General features: G+C 69.1%; 15 protein-coding genes. 5 read left to right on the top strand and 10 right to left on the bottom strand.

What is annotated here, in order from left to right:
- The first annotated feature begins 70 nt into the window (after positions 1–70).
- Positions 71–964 carry a LysR family transcriptional regulator gene (locus ACAM57_RS19110; RefSeq protein WP_369658512.1) on the top strand — a complete coding sequence of 298 codons (894 nt, stop codon included), beginning with the start codon at positions 71–73 and terminating at the stop codon, positions 962–964.
- Between the two features lie 4 nt (positions 965–968).
- Here ACAM57_RS19110 and ACAM57_RS19105 read toward each other — a convergent pair whose 3' ends face one another.
- The gene (locus tag ACAM57_RS19105; RefSeq protein ID WP_369658511.1) at positions 969–2,882 is read right to left on the bottom strand and encodes an ATP-binding protein; all 1,914 of its coding nucleotides are present in this window, start codon (positions 2,880–2,882) and stop codon (positions 969–971) included.
- 393 nt (positions 2,883–3,275) lie between these two features.
- Between ACAM57_RS19105 and ACAM57_RS19100 the strand changes: the two genes are divergently transcribed.
- Positions 3,276–4,292: an OmpA family protein gene (locus tag ACAM57_RS19100; RefSeq protein ID WP_369658510.1), complete on the top strand. Its 1,017-nt coding sequence runs from the start codon at positions 3,276–3,278 to the stop codon at positions 4,290–4,292.
- Positions 4,293–4,313: 21 nt separating this feature from the next.
- On the opposite strand, the gene ACAM57_RS19095 is transcribed toward ACAM57_RS19100, so the two are convergent.
- Entirely contained in the window at positions 4,314–4,808 is a 495-nt protein-coding gene (locus ACAM57_RS19095; RefSeq protein WP_184641982.1) for an Lrp/AsnC family transcriptional regulator, read from the bottom strand.
- Between the two features lie 65 nt (positions 4,809–4,873).
- On the opposite strand from ACAM57_RS19095, the gene ilvB reads away from it, so the two are divergent.
- Positions 4,874–6,667 (top strand): biosynthetic-type acetolactate synthase large subunit, encoded by a 1,794-nt coding sequence (ilvB, locus tag ACAM57_RS19090; protein ID WP_369658509.1) that lies wholly within the window; start codon positions 4,874–4,876, stop codon positions 6,665–6,667.
- 132 nt (positions 6,668–6,799) lie between these two features.
- Here the strand turns inward: ilvB and ACAM57_RS19085 are convergent, their stop codons facing one another.
- The 4 genes from ACAM57_RS19085 to ACAM57_RS19070 form a co-directional block, all read right to left on the bottom strand.
- A complete protein-coding gene (locus tag ACAM57_RS19085; RefSeq protein WP_369658508.1) occupies positions 6,800–8,359 on the bottom strand; it encodes a cation:proton antiporter in 1,560 nt (519 codons plus the stop codon).
- A gap of 113 nt (positions 8,360–8,472) precedes the next feature.
- Positions 8,473–9,495, bottom strand: a complete 1,023-nt coding sequence (locus ACAM57_RS19080) for an alpha/beta fold hydrolase (RefSeq protein ID WP_184641985.1) — start codon at positions 9,493–9,495, stop codon at positions 8,473–8,475.
- A gap of 123 nt (positions 9,496–9,618) precedes the next feature.
- Complete coding sequence (locus ACAM57_RS19075) at positions 9,619–10,095, bottom strand: MarR family winged helix-turn-helix transcriptional regulator (RefSeq protein WP_369658507.1); 477 nt, start codon at positions 10,093–10,095, stop codon at positions 9,619–9,621.
- A gap of 62 nt (positions 10,096–10,157) precedes the next feature.
- On the bottom strand, positions 10,158–11,138 hold the full coding sequence (locus ACAM57_RS19070; protein WP_126018673.1) for a helix-turn-helix domain-containing protein: 981 nt from the start codon (positions 11,136–11,138) through the stop codon (positions 10,158–10,160).
- Between the two features lie 206 nt (positions 11,139–11,344).
- Between ACAM57_RS19070 and ACAM57_RS19065 the strand changes: the two genes are divergently transcribed.
- Positions 11,345–12,103: an aldolase gene (locus tag ACAM57_RS19065; RefSeq protein ID WP_240650464.1), complete on the top strand. Its 759-nt coding sequence runs from the start codon at positions 11,345–11,347 to the stop codon at positions 12,101–12,103.
- The gene (locus tag ACAM57_RS19060; RefSeq protein WP_369658506.1) at positions 12,100–13,404 is read left to right on the top strand and encodes an MFS transporter; all 1,305 of its coding nucleotides are present in this window, start codon (positions 12,100–12,102) and stop codon (positions 13,402–13,404) included. Before ACAM57_RS19065 ends, ACAM57_RS19060 begins: the two co-directional genes overlap by 4 nt.
- A gap of 9 nt (positions 13,405–13,413) precedes the next feature.
- Here the strand turns inward: ACAM57_RS19060 and ACAM57_RS19055 are convergent, their stop codons facing one another.
- From ACAM57_RS19055 to ACAM57_RS19040, 4 genes are read right to left on the bottom strand one after another with little or no spacing between them, the layout of a single operon-like run.
- Positions 13,414–15,147 (bottom strand): hypothetical protein, encoded by a 1,734-nt coding sequence (locus ACAM57_RS19055; protein ID WP_369658505.1) that lies wholly within the window; start codon positions 15,145–15,147, stop codon positions 13,414–13,416.
- Positions 15,148–15,178: 31 nt separating this feature from the next.
- Positions 15,179–16,846, bottom strand: a complete 1,668-nt coding sequence (locus tag ACAM57_RS19050; protein WP_369658504.1) for an ABC transporter ATP-binding protein — start codon at positions 16,844–16,846, stop codon at positions 15,179–15,181.
- Entirely contained in the window at positions 16,843–17,661 is an 819-nt protein-coding gene (locus ACAM57_RS19045; RefSeq protein WP_184641990.1) for an ABC transporter permease, read from the bottom strand. Before ACAM57_RS19045 ends, ACAM57_RS19050 begins: the two co-directional genes overlap by 4 nt.
- Positions 17,658–18,602 carry an ABC transporter permease gene (locus ACAM57_RS19040; RefSeq protein ID WP_369658503.1) on the bottom strand — a complete coding sequence of 315 codons (945 nt, stop codon included), beginning with the start codon at positions 18,600–18,602 and terminating at the stop codon, positions 17,658–17,660. The genes ACAM57_RS19045 and ACAM57_RS19040 overlap by 4 nt, the downstream gene beginning before the upstream one ends.
- Positions 18,603–18,608: the final 6 nt, after the last annotated feature.

Genomic DNA, 18,608 nt, shown 5'->3' with positions numbered 1-18,608 from the left:
TGGAGATGCCCTCAGGTTAGGTGCCGTGGCGATATATTGGAAATGAATAGTCTGAATTCCAGGAATTGCCATGAACAATTTCAGCCGCCTCGACCTCAACCTGCTGGTCACGCTCGACACCCTGCTGGCCGAACGCAACGTCACCCGCGCGGCCGAGCGGCTGAACCTGTCGCAGCCCTCGGTGAGCGTGCAGCTCGCCAAGCTGCGGGAGGTATTCGGCGATCCGCTGCTGCTGCCCGCGCAGCGCGGCATGCGGCCCACCGCGCGGGCCGACGAACTGCGCGAGCCGCTGCGCGAAGCGCTGGAGGCGCTGGGCCGCGCGGTGGCGCCGACGCGGCCCTTCGAGCCGGCCGAGGCCAGCACCACCTGGCGCGTCGCCGCGGCCGACTATGCCGAGTCGGCCATCCTGCTGCCGTCGCTGGCCGGGCTGCGCGCCGCGGCGCCGAACACGCGGCTGGCGGTGGTGGAGGCCGTGCCTTCGCGCATGGCGCGGCAGCTGGAGAGCGGCGAGATCGACCTGTTCTTCCACACCAGCGTGGGCGCGCCGCCGGGCCTGCACGCGCGGGTGCTTTTCAACGAGCGCTATGTGCTCGTCGGCCGAGCCGGCCATCCGCGCCTGAAGCGCCGGCCGACGCTGGCGCAGTTCTGCGCGCTGGAGCACGTGGTGGTGTCGCTGGCCGGCGGAGGCTTCGCAGGGCCCACCGACGAGGCGCTGGCCGAGAGGGGCCTGGCGCGCCGCGTGGTGCTGTCGGTGCCGCACTTTCTCTTCATGATGTCGGCGGTGGCCGGCACCGACATGGTCGCGATGCTGCCCGAGCGGCTGGCGCGCAGCGCACCCGGGCTGAGCGTGGTCGAGGCGCCGCTGGAGGTGCCGGGCTACGAAATGGCGATGCTCTGGCACGAGCGCCGGCATCGCGATCCTGCGCACCGGTGGCTGCGCGAGCAGATCGCGTCGAGTCTCTGAGCCGTCAGGCCACGCCCAGGACCCTGCCGGCCCCGGCCGTGCGCTCCAGCGGGAGCCAGAGCACGAAGCGAGTTCCTGCGGCGCCGGCCTCCCAGCTCACGGTGCCCCCGATTTCCTGCGCGCGACGCTGCTGGTTGCGCAGGCCGCGGCCGCCGCGCCGCAGGGCTTCGCTCACGTCGAAGCCGCCGCCGTTGTCTTCGACGATCACGCACACGCCTTCGTCCACAACGGTGGTGCTCACGCAGATGGTGGTCGCGCGCGTGTGGCGCAGCACGTTGGCCACGCACTCCTGCACGATGCGCAGTATGTGCAGCGCGCCGTCCGGGTCCAGCCAGTCGAGGGCGGGCACGGGCTGCACTTCCCACTGGAGCGTGATGCCGGCGCTCTCGATGCGCGGCGCGAGGCGGAAACGCATGGTCGCCAGCAGCAGCAGCAGGTCGGCGTCGACGCTTTCCATGGAGTCGATCACCAGCCGCAGGTCTTCCATGCAGCCCTTGAGCACGTGGGAGATCTCGGCCTCCGTCATGGCGCCGCGCTCCACCGAGCGGATCGCGCTGATCAGCGATGAGCCCAGCCCGTCGTGCATGTCCTGCATCAGGCGGCGGCGCTCGGCGCTGAGCATGTGCTGGTTCTCGCTCGCGCGAAGGCGCTGGTAGCTCTGCTCCAGCTCGGCCTCGCGCTCCTTCAGCCGCAGCGCCAGCCCCCGGTTGAGCCGGCCCACCTCGGCGAAGGCGCCGGTGTAGCGCTGGAACATGATGTACGAGAAGACGAAGAACAGGCTGATGATGGCGTAGGGCGACATGTACACGCTCTCCGGGCTCACCAGGTTGTTCTGCAGCAGCCCGTCGTAGGAAGTGAGCGCGAGCGCGAACACCGTCCAGACCGCCACCAGCCGCCCCTCGGTCTGCTGGGTGACCAGCGACTTGCGCAGGTTGACGGTGAAGATCAGCACCGCCACGGGCAGTACCGCCAGGTTGAGCAGCGGCGTGAACAGGTACAGGCTGACGATCTTCGACGACAGGTGCGGCAGCGTCGAGACGCTGCAGGCCACGGCCAGCGTGACCGCGATGCGGGTGAGCCACACCGAAGGCTGCTGGTGCAGGCGCTGCAGGAAGAGGTGGATGAGGATCACCAGCCAGAGCAGGCTGGAGACGGTCATCCATTCGAACCATTCGTCCGAGATCGGTATGTAGCTGCCGCCCGCGTAGTAGTGCAGCGTCCTGAAGAAGGCGAGCGCCGAGATGGCGAAGAACAGCAGGTAGAGCAGCTCGCGCCGACGGCCCACCCAGACCGCGAAAGCGAAGGCGCCGACCGCGAGGAAGGCGGCGCTGCCCATGAAAGGCAACTGCACCTGCAGCAGCTGGCGGATCTGGTAGCGCCAGCTCAGCGACTCTTCGCTGCCCACCCAGACGGTGGAGAAGCCGCTGCCGCTGTTGCGCAGGCGGTCGATGCGGATCAGCACGGTCTTCGGCGGCGGCGTGTCGGCGGTCGGGTTCAGCGGCAGCAGCAGCGGATGGTTGTAGCCGTTGTGGATGGGGCTGCCATGCGACTGGTAGAGCAGGGTGCCGTCGCCGTACACCGCGATGTGGCCCAGTGTCTTCCAGCGCGGGAGATAGAGCAGCTGAGGCTCGCGCACCGAAGCCCTGCCGGACAGGTCGATGCGGTACCAGTCGGTCACGGTGCGTGCGCCGCTGCCTTCGTCGGGCACCAGCTCGCGTCCCACCGTGTGCGGGAGGCTGACCTTCCTCCAGCCCTTTTCGGGCAGCGCCGCTTCCTGCGCGTCGCGCGGAGGCGCGGTGTAGCCGCGGCCCGGCACGGAAAGCAACTCGGCCCGGGTGATGTGGAGGGCCTCGCCGTCCTGGGGCGACTGCCGTGCTGCCGTCTCGGCGGCTTGTGCGCTGGACAGGAGTACCGGCACGGCGGCCAGCAAAAGCTTTGCGATCCGCCTGCCGATTCGCCAACAGCTCTTGCTGCCAAGCCTCATAGATCGCTCTGCCTTGGAAGTCGCTTCTTTGTGATTTGCACCGGCCCGAAATCGCTGCGTTGCGGCTTCGGGCCGTGGAGCCCGGATCCCGCCCTCGCGAGACGGGCGCGATTATGTTCCCCGTCGAATACGCGCGCGATTACGACCTCTAACACGGCCGCGACCCGGGGCGGGCCGCGAGCCGGGGCCGTGCACAACGGGTGCCCGGCGGGGTGTCCGACGGGGGGTGCGCGGCATAGGCCGTCCGTCGAATGCACAGCGACGGCGGCATTGCCTAGCATGGAAAGGACGCCGCTTTCCGCCTCCATTCATCTTCCAGGCCCGCCGATGAAACAGTCCGCCTTCATGGTTCTCGTTGCCCGCCTGGCCGCAGGCGCGCTGCTGATCTCGGCTTCCGCAGGCAGCTTCGCCGCCGAGCCGGCCAAGGACAACCCCCTCGTCGGCCGCTACGAAGGCTCGGTGCTCGACGGCTACAAGGCCGCCGCCTACGACGAGGTCGGCCTGATCAAGGAGCCGTTGCAGAACTGGGGCGGCGGCAAGCCCGACCTGCTCAAGGTGGAGGGCAAGGTCACGCTCTATCTATACAGGCTGCCCAAGGAGCGCTCGCTGCTGGAAGTGCAGCGCAACTACGAGTCCAGCCTCAAGGCCAAGGGCTTCGAGATCGTGTTCAGCTGCGGCACCGCCAACGGCTCGTGCTACAAGCCGCGCGACGGCAGCGTGGACACCACCACGCCCTACGACTTCGCGCTGGCCTTCGACCAGCCCGAATGGCCGCGCCTGGGCAGCCGGGGCGACTATGCGCGCAACTATTTCGCAGTGAGCGGGCGCTATCTGCTCGCGCGGAAGACCGGCCCCTCGGGCACCGTCTACGCCAGCATCGCGCTGGCCGAGCACAACGCCGAGGTCGGCAACCATGCCTTCGTGCGCGTGGTGGAGAGCAAGGCGATGGAGGAGAACAAGATCGTGTTCCTCGACGCCACGGCCATGCAGAAGAGCCTGGCGGAGACGGGGCGTGTCAATCTCTACGGCATCCTGTTCGACCTCGACAAGGACGTGATCCGCCCCGAGTCGCAGCCCACCCTCGACGAGATGACCAAGCTCATGCGCAACAACCCGCCGCTGAAGCTGTCGGTGGTCGGCCACACCGACGCGCAGGGCGAGGCGAAGCACAACGACGATCTTTCGAAGCGCCGCGCGCTGGCGGTGATCTCGGTGCTCGTGAAGGCCGGCGTCGACCCGCGCCGCTTCACCACCCGCGGCGCGGGCGCCTCGGAGCCGGTGGCGCCCAACGACAGCGAGGCGGGGCGGGCGAAGAACCGCCGGGTGGAGCTGATCCGGCTCTGAGCCCGGCCACGGCGGCGTGCCTCAGATGATGGGCACGCTCGCTTCCTTCAGCACCCGCAGCACGAAGTGCGACTTGCTGTGGCGGATGCCCGGGATCTTGTAGAGCTTCTCTCGCAGCAGCCGCTCGTAGTCGCGCGTGTCGCGCACCGCGATGCGGATGTAGTAGTCGTAGTCGCCCGAGACCAGATAGGCCTCCTGGATCTCCGGAATGGTGGCGAGCGTGCGGCCGAAGTCGTAGAGCGTCTCGTCGGTGTGGCTCTCGAGCGTGACCTGCACGATCACCGAGTCGTGGTAGCCGAGCTTGGCCGGGTCGACGTCCACCGTGTAGCGCTTGATGACGCCCGTGGCCTCCAGTTTCTTGATGCGCGTCCAGCAGCTGGTGGGCGATAGGCCGACCTCGTTGCCGATCTCCTGCAGGGTCTTGCGCGAGTCGAGCAGGAGCACCCGCAGGATCGCCAGGTCGGTCTTGTCGAAAGATCCTTCGCTGTCGCTCGGTGTTTGCCGATTGGTTTTCATGAATCGAGCTTAAAGGGCCAAAAGAAAGATGCATATTCTGCGCCCGAAACGGAAGAATTGACGGCATGCGACTGCTCGACCTACCCCCCACGTCCTCCCCGTCCCTTCACCCCGACACGACGCCGGTTCGCATCCGCAACGGCGCCGAAGCCCTGCTCGACACCCTGGTCGAGGGCGGCGTGGACACCATCTTCGGCTACCCCGGCGGGGCGGCGCTGCCGCTGTACGACGCGCTGCACGGCGAACCCCGGCTGCGCCACGTGCTGGTGCGCCACGAGCAGGCGGCCGTGCACGCGGCCGAGGGCTATGCGCGCAGCACCGGCCGCGTGGGCGTGGTGCTGGTCACTTCGGGGCCGGGCGTGGGCAACACCATCACCGGGCTGCTGGACGCGATGAGCGATTCGGTGCCGGTGCTGTGCATCAGCGGGCAGGTCGCCACCGCCGTCATCGGTACGCAGGCGTTCCAGGAAAGCGATGCGCTGGGCATGTCGCGCCCGGTGACGAAGTGGAACCGCCAGGTCCGTGCCGCCGACGACGTGCCCGCGCTGGTGCGCCGCGCGCTGGAGATCGCTTCCACCGGCCGCCCCGGACCCGTGCTGCTGGACGTGCCGAAGGACATCCAGCTCCAACGCCTGGGCCGTGCCCCCGAGCCCGCCCCGCTGCGCGCCCTGCGCACCAGCCGTACCGCCTTGCCGCCGAAGGCCATGGTGCAGCGCGCGGCCGACCTGCTTTCCACCGCGCGCCGGCCCGTCATCTATGGCGGCGGCGGGCTGGTCAACTCGGGGCCGGCGGCCTGCGAGGCCTTCACGAAGCTGGTGAACCTGATGCATGCGCCGTGCACGCTCACGCTGATGGGGCTGGGCGCGTTCCCGGCGTCGGACCCGAAGTTCATCGGCATGCTGGGCATGCACGGCATGCTCGAAGCCAACCTCGCGATGCACGAGGCTGACCTGGTGGTGTGCGTCGGCGCGCGCTTCGACGACCGCGTGACCGGCAAGCTCGACGAGTTCTGCCCGCACGCCCGCAAGATCCACATCGACATCGACCCCGGCAGCATCAACAAGGTGGTGCGCGTGGACGTGCCGATGGTGGGCGACTGCGCCGCGATCCTGGAAAGCCTGCTCGCGCTGCTGCCCGCCGAGGGCTTTGCGCCCGAGCGCCTGGCGCCGTGGTGGGAGCGCATCGAACGCTGGCGCGCCGTCGACTGCCTGGCCTTCGAGCCGAAGGCCGGCTCGATCCTGCCGCAGCAGCTGATGTCTTCGCTGCAGCGCGCCATCGCCGGGCTCGCCGGGCGCGACGCCATCGTGTCGACCGACGTGGGGCAGCACCAGATGTGGGCCGCGCAGTACCTGCGCTTCGACAGCCCGCGCCGCTGGCTCACCTCGGGCGGTGCCGGCACCATGGGCTACGGGCTGCCCGCCGCCATCGGCGCGCAGATCGGCCACCCCGGCGCGCTGACCGTGTGCGTGAGCGGCGACGCCTCGGTGCTGATGAACATCCAGGAGCTTTCGACGGCGGTGCAGCACCGCGTGCCGGTGAAGCTGGTGCTGAGCAACAACGGCTACATGGGCATGGTGCGCCAGTGGCAGGAGCTGAACCACGGCAACCGCCTGAGCCACAGCTGGAACGAGGCGCTGCCCGACTTCGTGGCGCTGGCCAAGGCCTTCGGCTGGGGTGCACGGCGGGTGAGCGACCCGGCGGAACTGGAGGATGCTTTGGCCGAATGCCTCGCGAGCGAGGGCCCGTTCTTCCTCGACGTGCAGGTCGAAGCGCAGGAAAACTGCTTTCCGATGATGCCCTCGGGGCATGGGCACCACCGGGTGATGCTGGCGAAGGACCGGTGGTACGAGGAGGTCTGAAAGTCTTGTCCCCTCTCCCTCTGGGAGAGGGCCAGGGTGAGGGCGCTGTGCCATCGATGAGGCGCGGCCTTGGCGTCGAGGCCGATGCCCTCACCCCAACCCTCTTCCCGAGGGGAGAGGGAGCAGTGCGCGTCAGACGCTCTGCAGCCGCACGTCGTTCGCCGGAATGGCGCTGAGTTCGGCCCAGTCCATCTCCTCCTCGAGCTGGTGGTAGGCGTCGTCCTCGATCTCGCCGGCGCGGCGCAGCGAGTCGAGCGCCTCCCGCTGCGCGCGGATGGCCACGGCGCGCAGCCGGTCGTGCGCGGTCTTGGCCTGCGGCTGGCGCTGGTCCTGCGCGAGGATGCGCGCGGCGCGGTATTCGTCGCGCACCGCATCGGCTTCGCGGCCGTCCTCGGCTTCGATGGCGGCGAGCGCCGCGTCCATCATCGCGGTGCGGGCGAGCGAGAGTTCCCTGTCCAGCGAGTCGTCGGGCTCGATCTTCAGCGCGCGGATCAGCGGCCCGATGGTGAAGCCCTGGATCACCAGCGTGCCCAGCACCACCGAGAACGCGCTGAGCACGATGAGATCGCGCCCCGGAAAGTCCGCCGGCAGCGCGAAGGCGGTGGCCAGCGTGACCAGCCCGCGCATGCCCGACCAGCCGACCAGCAGGCTGATGCGCTTGGAGGGCAGCGCAACCTTGCGTCCGCGCGCGATCAGCCGCAGCTTGTATCGGCGCATCGCCGCGCCATAGATCAGCACCCACGCCACCCGCACCGCGATGACCAGCACCAGCACGAGGCCTGCGAACTCCAGCGCATGCGCCAGCTGCGGCCCCGACAGGCGCGTGATGATGCCGCGCGCCTGCAGCCCCATGAGAAAGAAGGCCAGCACGTTGAGCGTGAACACCACCGCACCCCACACCGCGTAGGAATGCACGCGGTCGCGGGGCGCATGGCGCTTCGGCGCGAACTGGCCCAGCGTCATGCCGAAGGCCACCACCGAGATGATGGGCGACAGGTGCAGCCGCTCGGCCACGATCCACGCGCCGAAAGTCATCACGAACTGGAAGATGATGGCCGAGCGCGTGCCCGCGAAGAGCGGCGCGCCGAAATGGAGATTGAGCTTGGCGAAGGCGAAACCCACGAGCGCGCCGCCCGGCACCGCCACCAGCAGCATCGGCAGCGAGCTCGTCATCGGCACATGCGCGGCGCCGGCCGCCGACACCGCCACGCCGAACACCAGCAGCGCCACCGCGTCGTTGAGCAGGCTCTCGCCGTTGATGAGCGACAGCGTGCGCCGCGGAATGCGGAACTGCTGCATCACCGCTGCCGCGGCCACCGCGTCGGGCGGCGCGACGATGGCGCCGAGCGTGATCGCCGCGGCCAGCGGCAGCCCCGCGAAAGCCCAGCCGGCCCACGCGACCACGGCGGTGGTCAGCAGCACCGCCACCAGCACCAGCGAGACCAGCGACATCCAGTTGCGCCGCAGCTCGCGCGGCGAGGTGTCGAAGGCCGAGTCGAGCAGGGCGGGCGCGATGAAGAGCGCCAGCGCCAGGTGCGGATCGAGGCTCACGTGCGGCACCCAGGGCATGGCGCCCAGGCACACGCCGGCCAGCGCCAGCATCGACGGGTAGGGCAGTGCAAGACGCCGAGAGAGCTGCAGCAGCAGGCAGGCGGCAATCAGCATGACGAGCACGTTCTCGAAGACATCCATCGGGGCCTCGGTCTTGGTGTTGTTTGCCCCGAATACTAAGAGGTCGCGTTGTCGCGCCCGGCAAAAGAAGAAGGGGCCCGTGCGGGCCCCTTCTTCGTCAACGCATCAGTGCATCAGGACTTGACGAACGCCAGCAGGTCGGCGTTGAACTTGTCCTTGTGCGTGTCGGTCAGGCCGTGCGGCGCGCCGGGGTAGACGATCAGCTTGTTGTTCTTCACCAGCTTGGCCGAGGCCAGGCCGGCGGCGCCGATCGGCACGATCTGGTCGTCGTCGCCGTGCACGATGAGCGTGGGCACGTCGAACTTCTTCAGGTCTTCGGTGAAGTCGGTTTCCGAGAAGGCCTTGATCGAGTCGTAGGTGTTCTTGTGGCCGCCCATCATGCCCTGTGCCCACCACGAGTCGATGAGGCCCTGCGACACCTTCGCGCCGGGGCGGTTGAAGCCGAAGAAGGGGCCCGAGGGCACGTCCTTGTAGAACTGCGAGCGGTTCGCCAGCTGCGCGGCGCGCAGGCCGTCGAACACTTCGATCGGCAGGCCGCCGGGGTTGGCGGCGGTCTTCAGCATCTGCGGCGGCACGGCGGAGATCAGGGCCGCCTTGGCCACGCGCTTCGTGCCGTGGCGGCCGATGTAGCGCGCCACCTCGCCGCCGCCGGTCGAGAAGCCGACCAGGATCGCGTTCTTCAGGTCCAGCGTCTCGATGACGGTGGCGAGGTCGTCGGCGTAGGTGTCCATGTCGTTGCCGTTCCACGGCTGGCTGGAGCGGCCGTGGCCGCGGCGGTCGTGCGCCACGGTGCGGAAGCCCTGCGATGCGAGGAAGAGCATCTGCGATTCCCAGCTGTCGGAGTTCAGCGGCCAGCCGTGGCTGAACACGACGGGCTGGCCGGTGCTGGGGCCCCAGTCCTTGTAATAGAGCTCGGTGCCGTCCTTGGTGACGATGATGTTCTTGCTCATGGTTTGCTTTCCTTTCGAAGAGGCGTTGGCCGCGCCCGATGCGGGCGCGGCGGCGGATGCGGCGGATGCCGCGCTGGAGAAGCCGGTGCCCACGAGGGCGCCGGCTGCGACGGAGGCTCCGCCCAGCAGCAGGCTGCGGCGGGTGGGAGCGGTGGAGTCGATGGTCTGGGTGCGTTGTTCGGTCATGGTGCTTTCCTTTTGCTGGCAGGTCGAGTGGTGAAGTGGTGCGATGCGGTAAATATCGTATGAATTAATATCGCATGCGATGTATTTGTCTTGAAAAAGCAGGAACGGCGAAGCTGCTGTGCATCACGCGTTCCTGTCGAGGCTTGTGCGCAGGCCCAGCAACTGGGTGCGCAGTTCGCCAATCTGTTCGGGGGAGAGCTCCATCGCCTGCGCTACGCAGCCCGGCAGCCCCTGTGCCCTGGCGCGCAATGCGCGCCCATCGGCCGTGAGCGACACGATGACCTGCCGCTCGTCCTTGGGCGAACGCACGCGCTGGATGAGTCCGCGCGCTTCGAGCCGCTTGAGCAGGGGGGTGAGGGTGGTGGTTTCGAGCGCCAGGCGCGTGCAGATCTCGGAGACGTTGATCTCGTCCTTCTCCCACAGCACCAGCATGACGAGGTACTGCAGGTAAGTGAGATTGAGATCGCGCAGCAGGCCGCGGTACACCTTGTTGAGGCTCAGCATCGTCGAGTAGACGGCGAAGCAGAGCTGCTCGTCCAGCGCCAGCGCATTGCTCGCCGGGGCTTCGGTGGATGGGGCGGTGATGCGCTTGGCAGGCATGGCGCGAATATTAGATCGCATGCGATCTAATGGCAAGCAATATTTATCGGCCGGACGATTTCTCAGGCTGGCGACTTGCGCAGGCCTCCAGGAGGCACGCCGAACCGGTCCCTGAAGCTTCGGCTGAAATGGCTCGCGTCGCCGAAGCCGTTGCGATAGGCGATCTGGGCCACGCTCAAATGGTCGAGCCGCCTGTTCCGCAGATCGTCTTTCGCGCGTTCCAGGCGGCGCATGCGCAGGTACGCGCCATATTGCGTGCGCTGCGTCTCGAAGAGCCGATGCGTGAGCCGCCTCGAGATGCCGAGCTCCCTCGATACCGCATCGACCGAGAGTTCCGGATCGCCCAGGTGCGCCTCGATGAAGGCCACCAGCCGCTGCCAGCGGTCGCGCTCGCGGTGCTTGCCGTCGGCCGCGTCTTCGTCCACCGATTCGCAATAGGCCGCAGCCAGCAGCGAGACGAAGGACTGCTCGGAGAAGTACGCCAGTGCCGGCAACGCCTGCGCATTGCCCGGAAACACATGCCCCATGTGCACACGGGCCGCCTCGGCCAGGCGCGAATCCGCCCGCGAGATCGAAGGCACGAAGCGGTCGTGCAGATCGGCGTAGATGCCGAAGAACCGGTCCGACGGCACCCGCAGCACCACCAGCCTGCCGGGCGTGGTCAGTGTGCAGGCCGAAGGAAGCCGCGTGGTGCGGAAGGTGATGTCGCCCTTGCGGAAAGGCATGCAGCGCCCGCCCTGCTCGATGGTGCCTTCGCCCTCGACCGCGATCATCGCGAGCACATCGCCCGCGCCGCCGATGGAAGCCAGCGCCGTGTCATGGCGAACCGCCAGCGGCGTGGAGGCGAAGCTGATCGCCAGCCCGCCGCCCACGAGCCGGCAGGCCTCCAGGCTCATGCGCGGGTTGCTGTCCCGCACGCTGAGCTCGCCGGGGTACACCAGCGAGTCGAGCGCATTCGAGTAGCCCTGCACGTCGCCCATGTAGAACGGACGGAAGCATGGCGCGAAGCTCAGGTCGGAGGCTGCTGCTGTGTCGTGGTGCATGGCTGTGTTTCCTGCCGCCGATGCGCATGCTTCATGCCAGGCAGCGTCGGCAGGGGCAGTCTAGGCGGCCGACATCCGATCCGGGGCTGAGGCTTTCCACTAGTTGGCACGCCGGATCAATGCGCGTGCACCCACGCGCAAGAGCAAAGCGGGGGCTGCTTCATACATTGGCCGCACCCCCCACGAATGCACACAGGAGCCAACGCGTGAGCGACGACACCCGCACCACAACCCACGAAAGCCCCGCGCCGTCCCTCGACGGCCTCAGCTACGGCAATTGGACCGAGGCCGAGAAGCTCGCGCTGAGCTGCCGCATCCTCGCGAAGGAAGGGCATTGCGAAACCCTGGCCGGCCAGATCACCGTGCGGCAGCCGGACGGCAGCTTCCTGACCACGCCGCTCGCGCACGCCTTCAGCGAGATCCGCCCCGACTCGGTCATGCGCATCGACGATTCGCTGCGCGTGCTCGAAGGCCGCGGCGTGCCCAACCCGGCCGTGCGCTTCCACCTGTGGGTCTACAGGCGCAGGCCGGACGTGAACTGCGTGATCCACACGCATCCGCCATACGTCTCCGCGCTGTCGATGACCGGCGAGCCGCTGCAGATTGCGCACATGGACGCCACCCCGTTCTTCGACGATTGCGCCTTCCTGCCCGAGTGGCCCGGCCTGCCGATCGCCGACGTCGAGGGCGAGATCATCTCGGCCGCGCTCGGCACCAAGCGCTGCGTGCTGCTTGCCAACCACGGTTTCCTGGCCGCCACGCCGACCATCGAGGAGTCGCTGTACATGTCGGTGCTCATCGAGCGCGCGGCGCGCAACCAGCTGATCGCGCAGTCGGCCTACGGTCGCCTCAAGCTGGTGGACCCGGCACTGGCCAGGGAGTCGCACGACTTCCTGCTGCAGCGGAGCATCGTCAACGCCAGCTTCGCGATGTTCGCGCGGCAGATCACCGGGGAGCGCCCATGAACAGCATCGCCACCCCGCTGCAGGGCACCGTGGAGAAGAAAAAGCACCAGAGCGTCTGGAAGATCGGCGCCGCCACCATGGTCGGCACGGCCATCGAGGCCTTCGACTTCCTCGCATACGGCACCGCCGCGGCGCTGGTGTTCAACAAGCTTTTCTTCCCCAACTTCGACCCCACCGTCGGCACGCTGGCGGCCTTCGGCACCTTCGCCAGCGGCATGCTCGCCAGGCCGCTGGGCGGCATCATCTTCGGGCACTACGGCGACCGCCTGGGCCGCAAGTCGATGCTCACGCTGAGCCTGCTGATGATGGGCATCTGCACGGTGCTGATCGGCCTGCTGCCGACCTACGAGTCCATCGGGCTGTGGGCGGCCGTGCTGCTGGTGCTGCTGCGCATCGGGCAGGGCCTGTCGTTCGGCGGCGAGCTCGGCGGGGCGATGCTCATGGCCGTGGAGCACGCGCCGCCGCGCTGGCGCTCGCTGGTCGGCAGCATGCCGCAGATGGGCGCTCCCATCGGCGTGCTGCTGTCCTCGGGCGCCTTCGCGCTGGTCACGCAGCTGCCCGAGGCCAGCTTCATGAGCTGGGGCTGGCGGCTGCCCTTCCTTGCGAGCGCGGTGCTGATCGTGCTGGGCGTCTTCATCCGCATGAAGGTGGACGAGTCGCCCGAGTTCATGCAGGTCAAGGTCCACCGCAGGACGGCGGTGCTGCCGGCGCGCGAGGTGGTGGTGGCGCACCTCAGGCCCCTGCTGCTGACCATCGGCGGCAAGCTGGCCGAGGTGACGCTGATCTACACCGTGCTGGTGTTCTCGATCTCCTACGCGACCAGCCGGCTCGGCTTCTCGCGCTCCGATGCGCTGCACGCTCTCATCGCCGGTTCGGCGGCGATGGTCTTCACCATTCCTGCCAGTGGCTGGCTTGCGGACAAAGTGGGCGCGCGGCGGCTCTACGTCTTCGGCGGACTGCTGCTGGCGCTCATGGCGGTGCCGCTCTTCCAGGCCATCGGCAGCGGCTCGCTCACGGCCTACACGGTGGCGATGGTGCTGGCGCTGTCGCTCAACTACCCGCTGATGTTCGCGCCGCAGTCCAGCCTCTATGCGGCGCAGTTTCCCCCCGAGCTGCGCTACTCGGGCATCTCCATCGGCATCCAGTTCGCGGCGGCCATCGGTGGCGGGCTGGCGCCGATCATCGCGGCGACGCTGGTCGCGAACTATTCGAGCATCGTGCCGGTGGGCGTCTACGTCGCGGTGCTGGGCGTGGTGGCCGCGGGGTCGGCCTGGCTGATGCGCCCTGTCGCGAACGAATGACCAGCCGCCTCAGGAGTGCCCATCCACCCGCATCTGGAACAGGAAGTAGGGCGGAATGCAGGCGCCTTGCCCCTCGGGCTTGCCATCGGCCTGCGCGCAGATGTAGTCGTCTCGGCAGGCCTGATGCGCCGAGCAGGTGCGCAGGTTGCCGGGGCGCGTGTGCTTGGCCAGGCATTCGCCGAAGGGCTTCTTCGCGGCCAGGCAGCTGTTGAAGTCGCTGAGGATCGCGATGCCGCCGCAGGTGCCGTTCGGGTCCCTGGGGTCGCAGGGGCCGGAGCACATGCCGCCCGGAAAGCCGACCGAGGTTTTCTCGCACACCGAGGCCGCGCCTTCGCAGGCAACGGGCGGCAGCTTCTCGGCGCGATCGGTCCACGCGTTGGCCGACTGCGTGATGCGCGTGGGCTCGCAGCGCGCGCCGACCGTCGCGCGTCCGGCGGCGGCATCCGCTTCCATCGGCTCGGCCAGGGCCCGGAACGGATCGGGCCGCGGCGTGGAGAGCGCGGCCCGCACGTAGCTTTCGCGCCGCGCGAGCTCGTCCTGCACGTGCGGCGAGTGCGGCACCGCCAGCGCGTTGCCGGTGGTGAAGGTCCGCGAGGCGCCGCGCCGGTCGACACCCAGCAGGTGGAAGCCCGCGACCGCGCGGCTCTGGTGGCAGCCCATGCAGCTCAGGTCGTCGAGGCGGCGCAGCACCGCCTGCGGCGACTGCAGCGTGCGGCTGCCAGGCACGGCCTGCCATTCGCCGGGCGCGAAGATCTGCGCGAAGGGCCGGTTGGCCAGCCGTTCGAGTCCGCGCGGCGCGACCGAGATGGCTTCGGTCGCGAGGAACCTGTCGGGAATCTGCAGCGTGGCCTCGTCCAGCGCGCGCAGGTTGGCGGGTTGCCGAAGCCACTGCTGCAGTTCCTTGCGCAGCGGGGCATTGGCCTTGAGCCTGGCGACGTCGGGCGTGTTCTCCAGCGGCGCGACCTCGAAGCGCCTGGCGCCCGCGTTCCAATGGAAGGCGCGCAGCATGTATTCGGCATGGCCGCCCAGGTCGGGCCGCACCGCCGAGGGCCAGCGCACGCTCTGCAGGTTGGTGGTGAGCTGCGCGATGCGCGCGTGCTCCAGCTGTTTCGGCGCGAGCGGGCCATCGGCCGAGGTCAGCCAGCGGCCCAGCGCCTCGTCGGCCATCGCGGCCTGCGGCGGCTGCCATCGCTTCGCGGCGGCGGCGCAGCTTCCGTCGGCATCGGGCGCGTCGCCGCGCAGCTCGACGTTGACAGTCATCGGCAGGCGAGACTGCATCGCGGCTGTGCGATAGGCCAGCCGGTACACCAGCCGCGTTTCGCCGCAGGCGCCGCTCTGGAAGGGCCGGCGGTCCATGCGGTTGGCCACGCCGACCAGCTCGAAAAAGGCATCGGGGCTCGCGAGCCAGCGCGCGTCGAACAGCCGGTGCGGATAGCGCGAGATGCCCACGCCCGCCTGCCTGTCGCGCCGCTGGATGCCGGAAAGGCTGGCGCCCAGCGGTTCGGTGATGGAGCGCCAGGCCGGAGTGCGCATCAGCGCCTCGTTGGCGGTGACGCCATCGGTGGACGGCGCCGATTCGCCATTCATCCATCGCGCGAAGCCGGCGCCGGATTTCTCGGCCGCCTGCAGCGCGGCGGGCGAGGTGACGAGCAGCACCGGCTCCGCCGCTTGCGCCATGGGCACAGCGGAAGCGAGCGTCAGTGCGAGGAGGGCGGCGGGCAGGTGATGTCGGATGAGCGGCACGCGGCCGATTGTGCCGCCGTGCCGCCCGTCATCACGCGAAGGCTCGACCCGCTTCGGGCATTGCCTGTGCCGTGTCCAGCGCATCCAGCGCCGCCAGCGGCCGCGGCGTGGCCGCGAGCAGCGCCTGCGTGTACGCATGGCGCGGATCGTCGAACACCGCGTCGCGCGCGCCTTGCTCCACGATGCGCCCGCGCTCCATCACGATCACGCGGTCGGCGATCTGCTCCACCGCCGCGAGGTCGTGGCTGATGAACAGGCATGCGAAGCCGTGGTGCTTCTGCAGGCTCTGGAACAGCTTGAGCACCTGCGCCTGGATCGTCATGTCGAGCGCCGACACCGGCTCGTCGGCCACCACGAAAGCGGGGCGCCGTACCAGCGCACGGGCGATCGCCACGCGCTGGCGCTGGCCGCCCGAAAGCTCGTGCGGGTAGCGCGCGCCGAGGCCGTCCAGGCCGACCTCGTCCAGCGTTTCCTTCACGCGCCGCGTGCGCGCCGTCGCATCGAGCTCGGGCAGGTGGCGCAGCGGCTCGGCCACGATCTCCTGCACGCGCATGCGCGGGTCCAGCGAGGAGAACGGGTCCTGGAACACGAGCTGGCAGGCCAGCCTGAAGCGATGCAGCGCGGCACGGCCGGCGCTGCGAACGTCCTCGCCGCGAAACAGGATCTGCCCGGCCTGCGAGGGCGCGAGCCGCAGGATGGCGCGGCCCAGCGTGGTCTTGCCGGAGCCGCTGCCGCCCACCAGCGCGACCATTTCGCCCGGATGGATGTCGAGGTCGAGCGAGTCGATCACGCGAACCGGCGCGTGGCGTTTGAAGAAGCCGGCGCGTGCGCCGGCGTAGCTCACGCACAGGCCGCGCACCTGTACCAGCGGCTGCCGCTGCTCGGCGGGTTCGGCCTTGGCCGCCTGCCGGCGCGGCAGCGCGTCGACCAGCTTGCGGGTGTAGGGCTGCTTCGGTGCCAGCAGGATGCCCGGCACCTCGCCGGTCTCGACCAGCCGGCCCTTCTCCAGCACGATGGCGCGCTGCGCATAGCGCCCCACCAGCCCGAGGTTGTGCGTGATGAGCAGCACGGCAGTGCCGTTGTCGCGCGCCAGGCCCACCATCAGGTCGAGCACCTCGCGCTGGCTCAGCGTGTCCAGCGCGGTGGTCGGCTCGTCGGCGATCAGCAGGCGCGGCTTCAGCAGCATCACGCTGGCCAGCATGATGCGCTGGCGCATGCCGCCGGAGAACTCGTGCGGATAGGCGTGCATGCAGCGCTCGGGGTCGGCGATCTGCACGCGGCGCAGCATGTCGACGATGCGCGCGCGGATCTCCGCCGCCGGCAGCTGCGTGTGCATGCGCAGGCCCTCGGCCATCTGCTCGCCGATGCGGTGCACCGGGTTGAGCGAGACCATCGGCTCCTGGAACACCATGCCGATGCCCGGCCCGCGGATGGGGCGCATGGCCTTCGCGTCGCGCGCGGCGAGGTCTTCGCCGTCGAACACGATGCGCCCGCCGGTCTGCGAGATGCCCGGCGGCAGCAGCTGCAGGATGGCGCGCGCGGCCATGGTCTTGCCGCTGCCCGATTCACCCACCACAGCGAGGAATTCGCCGGCCTTCACCTCGAACGACAGGTCGTGCACCAGCGGCTGGGCGCCGTTGCGCAGCTCGATCCTCAGGTGCTCGACGGAAAGCACGGTCTGACTCGATTGAACGCTCATGACTTCTCCGTTCGCGGATCGAGCCGGTCGCGCAGCGATTCGCCCAGCAGGTTGATGCCCAGCAGCGTGAGCGCGATGCACAGGCCCGGCACCACGCACAGCCACACGGCCGAGGCCATGTAGGGCCGCGCGCTCGCGAGCATGTTGCCCCAGGTCGGCGCGGGCGGCGGCACGCCCAGGCCCAGGAAGCTCAGCGCGCTTTCCGACAGCAGCACCCAGCCGAACATGCTGGTGGCCAGCACCGCCACGGGCGCCATGCAGTTGGGCAGCACGTGGCGCCACATGGTGTAGAGCTCGCCGTTGCCGATCATGCGCGAGGCCTCCACGTACTCGCGCTCGCGCAGCGACAGCACCGTGCCGCGCACCACGCGCACCACCGAAGGGGCATAGGCCATGCTCAGCGCCAGCACGATGCCCCACTTGTTGGCGCCGACGATCACCATCACGCCCAGCGCCAGCAGCAGGCCCGGAAAGGCCAGCAGCGTGTCGTTGAAGGCCATCAGCACGCGGTCTGTCCAGCCGCGCACGAAACCCGCGACCACGCCGACCACCAGCCCCATGGCGGTGGCCAGCGTCACGGTGAGCAGCGCCACCAGGCAGCTGGTGGCCGCGCCCTGCATCGCGCGGCTGGCCACGTCGCGGCCGAATTCGTCGGTGCCCAGCCAGTGCGCCATCGAGGGCGGCTGCAGCTTGGAGCGCAGGTCGATGCCCAGCGGGTTGTAGGGCGTCCACAGCGCGGCGACCACGGCGACGGCCAGCAGCACCGCGACGAGCGCGCCGCCGATGAGGGTATGGGTCTTGAACTTCGTCTTCACTGCACAGTGACCCGTGGGTCGAAGAGGGGGTAGCACATGTCGACGATCAGGTTGATCACGACGTAGATGCAGGCGGTGAACAGCAGGCAGCCCTGCAGCACCGGGTAGTCGCGCGCGAAGATCGAGTCGATCATCAGGCGCCCGAGCCCGGGCAGGGTGAACACCGTCTCCAGCACCGCGATGCCGCTGAGCAGGTGCCCGAGGATCAGCCCGATCATGGTGAGGGTCGGGTTGAAGGCGTTGGGCAGCACATGGCGGCGCAGCACCTGCGACTCGGGCACGCCCTTGGCGCGCGCGTGCGTCACGTATTCGAGCCGCAGGATCTCGATGGTGCTGGCGCGCGACATGCGCGTGAGCACGCCGGTCTCCACCAGCAGCAGAGTGGCGATCGGAAGCACGACGTAGAGCACGCCCTGCGAGAAGTTCTCCGACATCGGCACGTACCCCACCACCGGCAGCCAGCCCAGGTACTGGCCGAAGAACATCAGCAGCAGCAGGCCCAGCCAGAAGCTGGGCACCGAGAGCATCAGCGTCGCGGCGCCGATGATGGCGAGGTCGGTGGGCTTGTCCTTGCGCCAGGCGGCGACCAGGCCGGCGGGCACGGCGATCAGCGAGGCCAGCGCCACCGCGATGAGCACGATGACCGCGCTGACGTGAAAGCGCTCCCAGATCAACGGCAGCACCGGCAGGCCGTTGGTGGTCGATACGCCCAGGTCGCCGGCCAGCGCGTGCCTCAGCCACACGAGGTACTGCACGGGCAGGGGCTGGTCGAGCCCCATCTGGTGGCGCATGAGCGCCAGCTGCGCGGGGTCGGCGCCTTCGCCCAGCATGAGCAGCACCGGGTCGCCCGGAATCAGCCGCATCAGGGTGAACACCGCGATGGAGACCAGCAGCAGCGTCGGAATCGTCATCGCGATCCGGCGCAGGAGATAGGCGGGCATTGCTCG

The organism is Variovorax sp. V15, from assembly GCF_041154425.1.
Classification (GTDB): Bacteria; Pseudomonadota; Gammaproteobacteria; order Burkholderiales; family Burkholderiaceae_C; genus Variovorax; species Variovorax guangxiensis.
Note: the sequence above shows the minus strand (reverse complement) of the source record. Positions and strands in the feature narration are given on the sequence as shown.

Bases quoted from the DNA above. Each gene is read 5' to 3' on its own strand.
- ACAM57_RS19110 (WP_369658512.1), top strand. From the start codon at position 71: ATGAACAATTTCAGCCGCCTCGACCTCAACCTGCTGGTCACGCTCGAC.
- ACAM57_RS19100 (WP_369658510.1), top strand. From the start codon at position 3,276: ATGAAACAGTCCGCCTTCATGGTTCTCGTTGCCCGCCTGGCCGCAGGC.
- ACAM57_RS19095 (WP_184641982.1), bottom strand. From the start codon at position 4,808: ATGAAAACCAATCGGCAAACACCGAGCGACAGCGAAGGATCTTTCGAC.
- ilvB (WP_369658509.1), top strand. From the start codon at position 4,874: ATGCGACTGCTCGACCTACCCCCCACGTCCTCCCCGTCCCTTCACCCC.
- ACAM57_RS19085 (WP_369658508.1), bottom strand. From the start codon at position 8,359: ATGGATGTCTTCGAGAACGTGCTCGTCATGCTGATTGCCGCCTGCCTG.
- ACAM57_RS19080 (WP_184641985.1), bottom strand. From the start codon at position 9,495: ATGACCGAACAACGCACCCAGACCATCGACTCCACCGCTCCCACCCGC.
- ACAM57_RS19075 (WP_369658507.1), bottom strand. From the start codon at position 10,095: ATGCCTGCCAAGCGCATCACCGCCCCATCCACCGAAGCCCCGGCGAGC.
- ACAM57_RS19070 (WP_126018673.1), bottom strand. From the start codon at position 11,138: ATGCACCACGACACAGCAGCAGCCTCCGACCTGAGCTTCGCGCCATGC.
- ACAM57_RS19060 (WP_369658506.1), top strand. From the start codon at position 12,100: ATGAACAGCATCGCCACCCCGCTGCAGGGCACCGTGGAGAAGAAAAAG.
- ACAM57_RS19050 (WP_369658504.1), bottom strand. From the start codon at position 16,846: ATGAGCGTTCAATCGAGTCAGACCGTGCTTTCCGTCGAGCACCTGAGG.
- ACAM57_RS19040 (WP_369658503.1), bottom strand. From the start codon at position 18,602: ATGCCCGCCTATCTCCTGCGCCGGATCGCGATGACGATTCCGACGCTG.